The 13597-nt window shown below is 65.1% G+C and carries 7 protein-coding genes and 2 pseudogenes; all 9 read left to right on the top strand.

Annotated elements, in window-relative coordinates; all coding sequences use genetic code 11:
• Positions 1–96: 96 nt before the first annotated feature.
• The 9 genes and pseudogenes from U5A89_RS20135 (at position 97) to U5A89_RS20095 (ending at position 13559) form a co-directional block, all read left to right on the top strand.
• Positions 97–1548, top strand: coding sequence for an ATP-binding protein (locus U5A89_RS20135; protein ID WP_338162763.1), 1452 nt, complete (start codon positions 97–99; stop codon positions 1546–1548).
• Between the two features lie 112 nt (positions 1549–1660).
• The gene (locus tag U5A89_RS20130) at positions 1661–2134 is read left to right on the top strand and encodes a low molecular weight protein-tyrosine-phosphatase (RefSeq protein WP_338162762.1); all 474 of its coding nucleotides are present in this window, start codon (positions 1661–1663) and stop codon (positions 2132–2134) included.
• A gap of 230 nt (positions 2135–2364) precedes the next feature.
• Positions 2365–4488 carry a sodium-translocating pyrophosphatase gene (locus U5A89_RS20125; protein ID WP_338162761.1) on the top strand — a complete coding sequence of 708 codons (2124 nt, stop codon included), beginning with the start codon at positions 2365–2367 and terminating at the stop codon, positions 4486–4488.
• Positions 4489–4705: 217 nt separating this feature from the next.
• A pseudogene (locus tag U5A89_RS20120) lies at positions 4706–5696 on the top strand (sensor domain-containing diguanylate cyclase).
• A 124-nt stretch (positions 5697–5820) separates the two neighbouring features.
• Positions 5821–6501, top strand: coding sequence for a DUF2490 domain-containing protein (locus tag U5A89_RS20115; protein ID WP_338162760.1), 681 nt, complete (start codon positions 5821–5823; stop codon positions 6499–6501).
• A 225-nt stretch (positions 6502–6726) separates the two neighbouring features.
• Positions 6727–9468 (top strand): DNA methyltransferase, encoded by a 2742-nt coding sequence (locus U5A89_RS20110; RefSeq protein WP_338162759.1) that lies wholly within the window; start codon positions 6727–6729, stop codon positions 9466–9468.
• A gap of 182 nt (positions 9469–9650) precedes the next feature.
• Positions 9651–10775 carry an 8-amino-7-oxononanoate synthase gene (locus U5A89_RS20105; protein WP_338162758.1) on the top strand — a complete coding sequence of 375 codons (1125 nt, stop codon included), beginning with the start codon at positions 9651–9653 and terminating at the stop codon, positions 10773–10775.
• A pseudogene (gene bioD, locus U5A89_RS20100) lies at positions 10772–11385 on the top strand (dethiobiotin synthase). The gene U5A89_RS20105 and the pseudogene bioD overlap by 4 nt, the downstream one beginning before the upstream one ends.
• Before the next feature lie 125 nt (positions 11386–11510).
• Positions 11511–13559, top strand: a complete 2049-nt coding sequence (locus tag U5A89_RS20095) for a M13 family metallopeptidase (protein WP_338162757.1) — start codon at positions 11511–11513, stop codon at positions 13557–13559.
• Positions 13560–13597 lie beyond the last annotated feature (38 nt).

Here is a 13597-nt window from a genome sequence, read left to right as displayed (position 1 = left end):
TGGTCAAGCGGGCGTCGTGAATAAGGGGGAGTTGATCGCCATGGCCGACATCACCGCCCCTTGCGCTCCCCCACCCCCTGAGCCAAAGACGCAATCGTGACCGCCAGCATCAGCATAGGGACCGACAGCCACGGCAAGGACGTGCTGGTCGATGTCGAGGAATTGCTCGCCACCCGTCTGCTCGTTCAGGGCAATTCGGGGTCGGGCAAGTCGCATCTGCTGCGCCGCCTGCTCGAAGAATCCGCGCCGATGGTGCAGCAGGTGGTGATCGATCCGGAGGGGGATTTCGTCACCCTGGCCGACGCGTACGGCCATGTCGTGATCGACGCGGGCGACTATAATGAGCGGGAGATCGTCAAGATGGCGAGCCGCATCCGCGAACATCGCGCGTCTGTGGTGCTCAGCCTGGAATCGCTGGAGCTGGAGGCGCAGATGAAATGCGCCGCGACCTTCCTGTCGACCCTGTTCGATGCGCCGCGCGACCATTGGTATCCGGCGCTGGTGGTGGTGGACGAAGCGCAGATGTTCGCGCCCGTTTCCGCAGGCGACGTGTCGGACGAGGCGCGGCGGTTGTCGCTGGCTGCCATGACCAACCTGATGTGCCGGGGGCGCAAGCGCGGGCTGGCGGGCGTCATCGCGACGCAGCGTCTGGCGAAACTCGCCAAGAATGTCGCGGCCGAAGCGTCCAATTTCCTGATGGGCCGCACCTTCCTGGACATCGACATGGCGCGCGCCGCCGACCTGCTGGGCATGGAGCGGCGGCAGGCGGAGCAGATTCGCGATCTGGAGCGCGGGCGCTTTCTGGGCTTGGGGCCGGCGATCGCCCGGCGGCCGGTGTCCGTGAAGATCGGCGCGGTGCAGACCGGCACGCGCGGCGGCACGCACAAGCTGATCGCCCCGCCCACCACCAGTGGCGAGGATCTGCAGGAATTGCTGTTCGCCGGGCATGAGGATGACGCGCTGCCCACGCCTGCCCCCCGCGCCGATCCGCCCCCGCGCGCGGCGGAGGATATCATCCGCCAGCTGGCCGACGCGCCATCGGCCAAGCCCGCCGCGCCGGAACTGGATTTCGGCCAGAACGAGCCGGTGGTCGTCGCCGTACTGGAAGAGATTGTCGCCGACCTGGGCGATGCGCAGCCCAGCGTATCGACCCTATACCAAGATTTCGGCGTCCGTTGCCGGATGAAGGGTCTGCGCACCCCGCCGCTCGACCTGCCTGCCTTCCGCAAGCGCTTCGCCATGGCGCAGGCGGGGATGGCGGACGCCGACGATCCGCGCTGGGCCGACGCGATGAAGGCAGCGCAGCCACTGCCCGAAGATATGCTCGCCCCTTTCCTGCTGATCGCGCGGGCGGCGATGGCGGGGCAGGCCTGCCCGGACGACGTCGCGCTGGCCCGCGCCTATGGCACCAGTTCGCCCGGCCGGGTGCGGCGGCTGATCGACTATATGGAAAAACTGGGCGTCATCGTCGCCCGCACCGATTTTTCGGGCAAACGCTCGATCGGCGTGCCGGGCCTGGGCCTCTCCACCGCCGCGGCCGACGGATGAGCGCTATGTCGTCCCCGCATCCAACATCCGTTCGCTTCGAGCGTAGTCGAGAAGCTATCGCGCGACCAGTGCCTCGACTAGGCTCGAGCCGAACGGCTTTGGGCGCAGAATGATGGCAACAAAGACGCCGCCTTCCGTCCTCTTCGTCTGCCTCGGCAATATCTGTCGCTCGCCCCTCGCCGAAGCCGCGCTGCGGGCAGAGGCAGTAAAGGCAGGCATAGACATGACGGTAGATTCGGCCGGGACCGGCGACTGGCATGTGGGCAGCCCGCCCGACCCGCGCGCGCAGGCGGTGGCGCTGCGCTATGGCATCGACATCAGCGGCTATAAGGGCCGTCAGGTCAGCGCGGCGGACTTCCGCCGCTTCACCCATATCTTCGCGCTCGACGCCGACAATCTTCGGAACCTGCGGCGCATCCGTCCGGCCGACGGCACGGCGGACCTGCGCCTGTTGATGGACCTGGTGCCGGGGCGGGAAGGCACAGGCGTGGTCGATCCCTATTTTGGCGACGATGCCGGGTTCGACGCGACCTGGGACGATGTCACCCGCGCCGCCCGGGCGATCGTGGCGCAGGCGCGATCCTAGCCAGAACGACCCTGCGTCAGCCATCTTGACGCGGGCGGTGGGCGCTGTAGCTTCCTTCCACCCTATTCTCAGCCCGGTTGGACCGCCCATGTGCGCTATCCTGATGCTGATTGACGCGGCGCTTGATGCCGGACCCTCCCTGTCCGGCCGCCCGCCCTTACGCGCTTCGTCCGCCCGTCATTCCCTGCGGAGCGGCCGATGATAGTCATAACAGGGGGAGAGGAACGTCCATGCAGATTGTCTATATCGCCATAGGGTGTGGCCTGCTGGCCATCATCTATGGCCTGATCACCAGTCGACAGGTGTTGAGCCAGTCACCCGGCAACGACGCCATGCAAGCGATCGCCAGCGCGATCCAGGAGGGGGCCAAAGCCTATCTCGGCCGCCAATATACCACCATCGCCATCGTCGGTGTGGTTGTGGCGGCGCTGGTCCTCATTTTCCTGGGCGTCACCTCCGCCGTCGGATTCCTGATCGGCGCGATCCTGTCGGGGGCGGCGGGCTTTATCGGCATGAACATATCGGTGCGCGCCAATGTCCGCACCGCCGAAGCTTGTCGCGGCACGCTGCAAGGCGGGCTGACGGTGGCGTTCCGGGCGGGCGCGATCACCGGCATGCTGGTGGCGGGGCTGGCGCTGCTCGCGATCAGCCTCTTCTTCTGGTATCTGACCGGCCCGGCGGGCCATGCGCCCGACGACCGGCTGGTGATCGACAGCCTCGTGGCGCTGGCCTTCGGCGCATCGCTCATCTCCATCTTCGCCAGGCTTGGCGGCGGCATCTTCACCAAGGCGGCGGATGTCGGCGCGGACCTGGTGGGCAAGGTGGAAGCAGGCATTCCGGAGGATGACCCACGCAACCCTGCCGTCATCGCGGACAATGTCGGCGACAATGTCGGCGATTGCGCGGGCATGGCGGCCGATCTGTTCGAAACCTATGTCGTCACCGTCGGCGCGACCATGGTGCTGACCGCTTTGCTGGTCACCGGCGTGGACAATGCCTTCCTGATGAAGCTGATGGCGCTGCCGCTGATCGTCGGCGGGGTGTGCATCGTCACGTCGATCATCGGCACCTATATGGTACGGCTCGGCAGCGGCCAGTCGATCATGGGCGCGCTCTACAAGGGGTTCTGGACCACGGCGATCCTGTCGATCCCGGCCATTTACTTCGCCACCCAATATACGCTGGGCGACCTCAACACCGTGTTCGGCGCGGATCTGGACGGGGTCGGCGGCTATACCGGCATCCGGCTGTTCTGGGCGATGCTGGTGGGCCTGGCCGTTACCGGCCTGCTGGTCGTCATCACCGAATATTATACCAGCACCAACTATCGCCCGGTCCGGTCGATCGCCAAGGCGTCCGAAACCGGCCATGGCACCAATGTCATTCAGGGGCTGGCGATCAGCCTGGAATCGACCGCGTTGCCCACTTTGGTGATCGTCGTCGGCATCATCGTCGCCTTCCAGCTGGCGGGCCTGATGGGCATCGCCTTCGCCGCGACGGCGATGCTGGCGCTGGCGGGCATGGTGGTGGCGCTCGACGCTTATGGTCCTGTCACCGACAATGCGGGCGGCATCGCGGAGATGGCGCATCTGGACGACAGCGTCCGGGTGAAGACCGATGCGCTGGATGCGGTCGGCAACACGACCAAGGCGGTGACGAAGGGCTATGCCATCGGCAGTGCGGGCCTGGCCGCCCTGGTGCTGTTCGGCACCTTCACCCAGGATCTCGACTATTATGGCGCGGCGCTGGGCCTGACCGAGCCGGTCGATTTCAGCTTGAAAAACCCCTATGTCATCGTCGGCCTGCTGCTGGGCGCGCTGCTGCCCTATCTGTTCGGCGCGATGGGCATGACCGCGGTGGGCCGCGCGGCGGGCGACGTGGTGAAGGACGTGCGCGCCCAGTTCGCCGAGAATAAGGGCATCATGGATGGCACCAGCAAGCCCGATTATGCCCGCACGGTCGATCTGGTGACCAAGGCGGCGATCAAGGAAATGATCGTCCCATCCCTGTTGCCGGTGCTGGCGCCGATCATCGTCTATTTCGCGATCACGGCGGTGGCGGGCAGCGATAACGGCTTTGCGGCCTTGGGCGCCTTGCTGCTGGGCGTCATCGTGTCCGGCCTGTTCGTCGCCCTGTCCATGACGTCGGGCGGCGGCGCGTGGGACAATGCCAAAAAATATATCGAGGACGGCCATCATGGCGGCAAGGGCAGCGAAGCGCACAAGGCCGCGGTAACGGGTGATACGGTGGGCGATCCGTACAAGGATACGGCGGGGCCGGCGGTCAACCCGATGATCAAGATCACCAACATCGTCGCGCTGCTGCTGCTCGCCGCGCTGGCGCATGGCGGCTGACACAGGCTGACCGGGTGGGGAGGAGAGGGGCACCTCTCCTCCCCATCACCGGCTCGACTGGTCGCATCGCACCCGTGCCTGCCGATATCTTAACCCTTTGTTGAGAGGGGAGCGCACCCTGTGCTTGCGGTTGGCCGAACGGGGGCGGCCGCGCCGCGTGGGATTTGTCGTCATGCCCCGGCGGGCATGCCATAACCGGACCAGCGGATGTCGGACCATGCATGCGATAGTGAATGACGAACCGGGCCGCATCGCCGCCCTGCAACGCTACGAAATCCTCGACACGCCGGTGGAGGGCGCCTTCGACAAGGTGACCCAGCTGATCCGCACCCTGTTCGACGTGCCGATATCGGCCGTGTCGCTGATCGACAAGGATCGGCAATGGTTCAAATCGATGGCCGGGCTGGATGTGCTGGAAACGCCCCGCAGCGAGGCCTTTTGCGACCACGCCATCCGCCAGGACGAACCGCTGATCATTCCCGACGCCTGCGCCGACCCCCGCTTTCGCGACAATCCATTGGTGACGGGCGATCCGGGCATCCGCAGCTATGCAGGCGTGCCGCTCTGCACGCCCGATGGCTATAATATCGGATCGCTGTGCGCCATCGACACGCGCGCGCGCGATTTTCCGCCCGAACAGATTGCGATATTGCAGGGGCTGGCCCCGATCGTGGTCGAACAGATGGAATTGCGCCTGCTGGCCGAGCGCGACCATCTGAGCGGCGCGATGACCAGGCGCGCCTTCGTCGCCGACATAGACAAGCGCATCGCCCTGTTCATCCGCTACCAGCGCCCGGCCGCGCTGGTCCTGCTGGACATCGATCATTTCAAGCGGGTCAACGACACTTACGGCCATCCCGTCGGCGACCGCGTGATCGAAGCGGTCGCCACATGCTGCGCCGGCCTGTCCCGCCCCAGCGATTCGCTCGGCCGGATCGGGGGAGGAATTTGCGCTGCTGCTGCCCGAAACGAGCGAGGCGGATGCTTTGGCGGCGGCCCGCCGCTTTTGCGCGGCGATCGCCGCGTTGGAGATCGCGCATGATCCGCCGCTGCGCGTCACCGCCAGCTTCGGCGTGGCGGCGATTGGCGCGGGGCGCATGTCCAGCCAGGACTGGCTCGCCGCCGCCGATGCCGCGCTGTACGAAGCCAAGCGCAGCGGCCGCAACCGCGCCGTGCTGGCGCCGCTGGTTGCGATGCGCGCGGCCTGAGATCGTCGACCAGACATGATGTGGACATGTAGCGTCATCAAATTGCAATATATTCGTAACGATGGAGTCATGAGCGCGTCATAGTGGCGCGGCACCGTCATGATCGACGGTGGAGATGATGCCCATGCGCCCGATCCATGTTGTTCTACCCCTGCTGGCCGCCTTCGCGCTGCCCGCCACCGCCCATGCCAGCCAGGATGAGCAGCTGTGGACCACCGCCAGCGCGACCGTGAAGCTGAGCGACCATTGGCGCCTGTCGCAGGAGATCGTCGCCCGCTTCAGCGACGATCGCAAGGGATTGTACGAAATCGAATCCAACACGCTGGTCGGCTATAAATTGTCGAAGGCCGTGACGGTCTGGGCGGGCTATACCCATGACCCGCAATATGACGGCGGCGACTTCACCGTGATGGAACATCGCGGCCGCCAGCAGGTGACGTTCGACAATATCGTCAGGATCGGACCGGCGATGCTGAGCGCCCGGATGCGGCTGGAGGAACGGTGGCGCGACGGGGTGGACGGCACCGCCTGGCGCGTGCGCCCCTATGTGAAGCTGGTCCTGCCCTTTCATGAAGGCGGCAAGACCGCGCTGGTGCTGAGCCATGAGAGCTTCTTCGACCTCAACAAGACCAATTTCCAGCGGGTCCAGGGCGAAGAGCGGATGCGCAACCTGATCGCCATCACCACGCCGGTCGCCAAAAATGTGAATGCGGAAATCGGCTATCTGCACCAGCACGGCTTCCGCCCCGACGCCGACGACAGCAACGACAATGTTGCATCCGTTTCGCTCAGCTTCAGTTTCTAGCGCATCGGGATTTATATAAGAGCCGTTCGGGCTGAGCCTGTCGAAGCCCTGCACTTTCTTGGGAAGTACGGCCCTTCGACAGGCTGAGGGCGAGCGGATATAAATCATCCCGATTGACAGGGCGCTGCTCTGGCTCCTCCTTTCCGCCATAACGGATGGAGCTTCGCTTGGCCCCAACCGCCTGATCCGCCAGCCCTTTCCCCGTCTCATCGGGGGAGGGAAAGCATGCGTCTGAGCTGGCCGGAAATTCGCGCGAACGCCGCTCATTTTTCGGCCGAATGGCACGGCAAGGGCTATGAGAAGGGCCAGACCCACAGCTTCTACGACGAATTTTTCGCCATTTTCGGCGTCCCCCGCAAACAGGTGGCGGTGTACGAACAGCGGGTGAAGGCGCTGGACGCGCGCCGCACCGGCGGGTTCATCGACCTGTTCTGGCCCGGCACGCTGATCGTCGAACAGAAGAGCATCGGCCGCAATCTCGACCGCGCCATGGCCCAGGCGCTCGACTATCATGACTGGCTGCCGGAAGAACAGCGGCCGCGCCACATGATGGTGTGCGATTTTCAGCGGTTCGAACTGCTCGACCTGGAAACGCGGCGGCAATGGCATTTCCCGCTGCCCGACCTCAAACGCCATGTCGAGGCGTTCGACTTCATCCTGGGCGTCAAGCCGCAACTGCTGCGCAACCAGTCGCCGGTGAACCGCAAGGCGACCGACCTGATGGGCCGCCTGCACAATGGCTTGGCCGCGCGCGGCTATGTCGGTCATGATCTGGAACGGCTGCTCGTCCGCCTGCTCTTCATCCTCTTCGCCGACGACACCGGCATTTTCGAGCGGCGCGAACAATTTCTCCTCTTCCTCGAAACCCGCACCAGCGCCGACGGACGCGACCTTGGCCGCTGGCTGATCGAATTGTTCGAAGTGCTCGATACCCCGCCCGACCGTCGGCAACAGGGGCTGGACGCGGACCTCGCCGAATTTCCCTATATCAACGGCGCGCTCTTTTCCGGCCGCATCGCAACGCCCGTGTTCGACGCGGCCATGCGCCAGATGCTGATCGACGCCAGCCTGTTCAACTGGGGCGAAGTGTCGCCCGCCATCTTCGGGTCGCTGTTCGAAAGCGTGATCGACACGGTGACGCGCCGCAAGCAAGGCGCGCACTACACGCCTGAAGAGGCGATCCTGAAAGTCATCGGCCCGCTGTTCCTGGACGATCTGCGCGCCGAATTCGACCGCGCCTGCGCGCTGCGATCCGGCCGGGACGCGGCGCTGCGCCGGTTGCAGGAGAGGATGGCGGGCCTCACTTTCCTCGACCCCGCCTGCGGTGCGGGCAATTTCCTGGTGGTCGCCTATCGCGAATTGCGCGAACTGGAGCGGGAGATCATCCGCGAGCGGCTGATCGTCGGCGGCCCGGTGCAGCAGGTGCTGGACGTCGCCGAATTGACCCGCCTCAACGTCGATCGCTTCCACGGCATCGAGATCGACGAATTTCCCAGCCAGATCGCGCAGGTCGCGCTGTGGATGACCGACCATATCGCCAACACCCGGCTGGGCGAGGATTTCGGCCGTCCCTATGCCCGCATCCCGCTCGTCACCGCACCCAATATCCGCCATGGCGACGCGCTGGAACTGGAATGGGCGACCTTGCTGCCACCAGAACGATGCAGCTATATCGTCGGCAACCCGCCCTTCATCGGCGCCAAATATCAGACGGAGGCCCAGCGCGCGCAGCTGCGCCGCATCGCCGCCCTGCCAGGCAGCGGCGGCACGCTCGACTATGTCGCCGCATGGTTCATCAAGGCCGCCCGCTTCGCCGCAGCGGGCGGGGCGCATATCGCTTTCGTCGCGACCAACAGCATCGTGCAGGGCGAGCAGGTGGCGCAGCTCTGGCCGCTGCTCTTTCGCGAAGACATGGAGATCGCCTTCGCCCACCGCCCCTTCGTCTGGCCCGGCCGCGCGGCGGTGCATTGCGTGATCATCGGCCTCGCGCCGCGGGCCAGCGCGCCAAAGGACAAACGCCTGTTCAGCTATGCCGACGCAAAGGGCGCGCCGGTCGAAACCCGCCACGGGGCGCTCACCGCCTATCTGTTCGATGCCGGTGCGGCCGACCGCCATCTTGTGGTGCGGGAGGAGGGACGGCCGATCAACAGCGCGCGGCGGCTGAAGACCGGTTCCAAGCCGTTGGACGGAGGCTTCCTCGTACTCGGCTCAGACGATCGTGCAGCCCTTTTGGAGGCCGAGCCGAACGCCGAACCGTTGCTGCGCCCCTATCAGGGCGCACATGAATTCATCAATGGCTATGTCCGGTGGGTGATCGTCACGGCCGACATAGCCCCGGACAAGCTGCGTCAATTGCCCTTGGTCAGGCAACGTCTGAACGAGGTTCGGGAATGGCGCAGATCCAGCGGCAGTCGCACGACGCAGGCGTTGGCGGACACCCCAACCCAATGGCATGTCACCGTGCTGCCGGAGCGGCCTTATCTCGTCATACCCAATACATCGTCCGAACGGCGGGACTATATCCCGATCGGATGGATAGAACCGTCGATCGTCCCTAACCAGAAGCTCAGGGTTTTGCTCGACGCCTCCCTCTGGGAGTTCGCCATCCTCACCAGCCGCATGCATATGGCCTGGATGCGCCAGATCACCGGGCGGATGAAGAGCGACTATATGTATTCCGTTGGCGTGGTCTATAATACATTCCCTTGGCCGGACGCCACCCCCGCACAACGGACATCGGTAGAGTCACTCGCCCAAGCCGTGCTCGACGCCCGCGCCCTGCCGCAAAATGCCGACTCGACCCTGGCCGACCTCTATGATCCCTACACCATGCCGCTTGCCCTGCGCCGCGCGCATCGCGATCTCGACCAGGCGGTCGACCGGCTCTATCGCCGGGCGCCCTTCGCCTCCGACCGGGCGCGGGTGGAGCATCTTTTCACCCTCTACCAGCAGCTGTGCAGCGGATAAGACCCGGCTGTCCTACAGGCGATGGCGATGGCATGTTGACGCCTGGGAAAACCCGGCCACCATCCATTCAGTGATTGTAACCTTATGTCCGAAATAGGAATATAAATGACAAAATATGCGGGAAATGTGCGAAGTTAAGCCGCCGCTTGCCGCCTCCGGCGGCCGGGCCTATAGCCCGCGCCATGACTGCCGAACCCTTTGCCACACAGCTTGCCGCGCTGGAGTCGCGCGGGCGGTTGCGCCACCTCATCGCCCGATCCGGCCGCGATTTCGCGTCCAACGACTATCTCGGCCTTGCGGGCGATCCGATCATCGCGCAGGCGGTGGTCGATGCGATCGGACGCGGCGTGCCGGTGGGTTCGGGGGGATCGCGGCTGCTGCGCGGCAATGCGCCGGAACATGAAGGACTGGAAGCGAAGGCCGCCGATTTCTTTCGGACCCAGGCGGCCTTGTTCGTCGCCAACGGCTTCGCCGGCAATCTCGCCATCTTTGCCACCCTGCCCCAACGCGGCGACCTGATCGTCGCGGACGAACTGATCCACGCCAGCGCCCATGACGGCATCCGCATGAGCAAGGCGGCGGCGGTCTTCGCCCGCCATAACGATGTGCAGAGTTTCGCCGACCTCATCGCCGCCTTCCGCGCTGAAGGGGGCAAGGGCCGCATCTGGATCGCGGTGGAAACGCTCTATTCGATGGACGGCGACATGGCGCCGTTGACCGACCTGGCCAAACTCGCCGCCACCCATGGCGCGATGCTGTTGCTGGACGAAGCGCATGGCACCGGCGTGTTCGGGCCGGGCGGGCGCGGCCTGTCCGCGGGCCTCGACGGGCTGCACAATGTCATCACGCTACATACCTGCGGCAAAGCCATGGGCGTGGAAGGCGCGCTGATCTGCGGCCCGCGCGTGCATATCGATTATCTGATCAACCGCGCGCGCGCCTTCATCTTTTCGACCGCGCCCTCGCCGCTGATGGCGGTGGCGGCATCGGCCGCGCTCGACCGGATCGAGCAGGCGAGCGACCTGCGCGATCGTCTCACGACGCTGCGGCAGGATGCCGCCGAAGCGATCTGCGCGCCGCTGGGCCTGCCATCGCCGCGCAGCCAGATCGTGCCGGTGATCGTGGGCGAGGATGCCCGCACCATGGCGGTGGCCGCGACATTGCAGGAGGCAGGCTTCGACGTGCGCGGCATCCGCCCGCCTACCGTCCCGCCGGGCACCAGCCGGTTGCGCATATCGCTGACCCTGAATGTCGGGCGCGCCGATGTCGCCGCGCTGGGCCAGGTGCTGCGCAAGGCGATGGCATGAGCGTCCTGGTCGTCACCGGCACGGATACCGGCGTCGGCAAGACAGTATTCGCCGCGGGCCTGGCAGGCGCGCTGGGTGCCTATTATTGGAAGCCCATCCAGGCCGGGGTCGACCCCGAGGGCGACAAGGAAACGGTCGCTACGCTCTCCGGCCTGCCCGCCGCGCACATCCTGCCCGAAGCCTTTCGCCTGAAAACCCCCGCCTCCCCCATCTCGCGGCGCGGATCGACGGCGTGTCGATCGCCTTGGACCAATTGGCATTGCCCCGGGTGGACAGCCCGCTGGTGGTGGAGGGCGCAGGCGGCGTGCTGGTCCCGATATCCGAAACGCTGCTGATGGCGGACCTCTTCGCCTATTGGGGCAAGCCGGTGATCCTGTGCGCGCGAACGGGGCTGGGCACGATCAACCATAGCCTGCTCAGCATCGAAGCGCTCAAGGCCCGCGACGTGCCCATATCCGGGATCGCCTTCATCGGCGAAGCCCATGCGGAAAATGAGCGGATTATCCCGCAACTGGCGGGCGTGCGCTCGCTTGGCCGCCTGCCGCATTTGGACAAGGTCGATGCTAGGGGGCTGGCCGCCGCCTTCGCCGCGCACATCACACTTCCCTAATATTTCAATCGCCGACAATTTTCGACCAACGACATGGACAAGATTGTTGTACGCGCGTTCAAGTCCCTGTCACGCAGGGCGCGCTACCCGCGCGCCCGATCTGTCGCAAGCAAGGGAATGCTTTGATGAAAACCCTCTTTCTGGGTGCTGCCGCCACGGCGCTGGCCTTGGCCGCCACGGTCGCCCATGCGGACCAATCCGCAACCCCGCCCGCCGCCACGGCGGCCGACTCCGCCAAGCCGACCTATGGCAGCTATGGCTTCGACGCCGCGGGCATGGACAAGTCGGTGAAGCCCGGCGACGATTTCTACGACTATGCCAATGGCACTTGGGCGAAGAACACGCCGGTCCCCGCCGACAAGTCCAACTATGGCGCCTTCAACACGCTGGACGACCTGTCGCGCGAACGCACGCGCGGCATATTGGAAGCGGCGAAGACCGATCCGAACAGCAAGATAGGGGCGGCCTATGCCAGCTATCTGGACACCGCCGCCGTCGAGGCGAAGGGGCTTGCCCCGATCAAGCCCTGGCTGGCCGAGATCAAGGCGATCAAGGATCTGAAGGGCTATGCCCAGGTCGCGGCCAAGGCCGGGCGCGCCGGGGTTCCCGGACCGTTCCGCTTCTATGTCGGGCAGGACGATAAAGACCCCGAAACCTATATCCTCTCGATGAGCCAGGGCGGGCTGGGCCTACCCGATCGCGACTATTATCTGGACCCGGGCGAGAAGATGGCGGCGATCCGCACCGCCTATGTCGCGCATCTGGAAAAGATGCTGACCCTGGCGGGCGAGAGTGACGCCAAGGCGCGCGCCGCCGCCCTGATGGCGTTCGAAACCGCGGTGGCCAAGGTCCACTGGACCCAGGTCGACAGCCGCGACGCCGACAAGACCTATAACAAGATGACGCTGGCCGACTTGCAAAAGGCCGCGCCGGGCTTCGACTTCGCGACCTTTTACCAGGCGAACGGCCTGACCCCCGCCAGCCTGCTGATCGCCCAGCCCAGCGCCATCACCGGTGAGGCCGCACTGATTGCAAAGACGCCGATCGGCGTGCTCAAGGACGCGTTGCTGCTGCGCAGCCTGCACAGCTTTGCCGACGATCTGCCCGACAGCATCGCCAATGCCGATTTCGCTTTCTACGGCACCACTCTGTCGGGCACGCCCGAACGCGAGGCGCGGTGGAAGCGCGGCGTCGATTTCCTCAAGGAATTGCTCGGCGAAGAAGTCGGCAAAGTCTATGTCGCGCAATATTTCCCGCCCGAAACCAAGGCGGCGATGGATGTTCTGGTCAAGAATGTAATCGCCGCGATGGGCCGCCGCATCGATGGCCTGCCGTGGATGAGCGACACGGCCAAGGCGCGCGCGCACAAGAAGCTGGCCGCCTTCACGCCCAAGATCGGCTATCCCGACAAGTGGCGCGACTATGATGGCCTGACCATCAAGAGGGACGACCTGTTCGGCAATGCGCTGCGGTCCAACCAGTTTGCCTTCGACTATAACGTCGGCAAGCTCGGCAAGCCCATCTATCGCTGGGAATGGGGCATGACCCCGATGGAGATCAACGCCTACGCCAATTTCGGCATGGTGGAGATCGTCTTCCCCGCCGCCATCCTGCAACCGCCCTTCTTCGATCCCCATGCCGATCCGGCGGTCAATTATGGCGGCATCGGCGCGGTGATCGGCCATGAACTGAGCCATCATTTCGACGATCAGGGCGCGAAATATGATGAGACCGGCAAGCTCAACCAGTGGTGGACCGACGCCGACGTTGCCGCGTTCAAGGGACTGACCGACAAGCTGGGCGCGCAATATGACGCCTATGAACCCTTCCCCGGTGCGCATGTGAAGGGCGCCTTTACCATGGGCGAAAATATCGGCGATCTGGCCGGGCTGGCTGTCGCGCTTGACGCCTATCATGCCTCGCAGGGCGGCAAGCCCGCGCCCGTGATCGACGGCACGACCGGCGACCAGCGCTTCTTCCTGGGCTGGGCGCAGGTATGGCGGCGCAATTATCGCGAGGCCAATTTGCGCCAACGCCTGGTCACCGATCCACATGCGCCGTCGCAATATCGCGCCGACATCGTGCGCAATTTCGACGCCTGGTACGATGCGTTCAAGCCCGCGCCGGGCGGCAAAATCTATCTGGCGCCCAAGGATCGCGTGAAAATCTGGTAAGCCCATTGGATCGGCCCGGACGGCATGACGCGTCCGGG

This window comes from Sphingobium sp. HWE2-09 (assembly GCF_035989265.1).
GTDB lineage: Bacteria > Pseudomonadota > Alphaproteobacteria > Sphingomonadales > Sphingomonadaceae > Sphingobium.
This window is presented reverse-complemented; position numbering and strand designations above follow the sequence as displayed.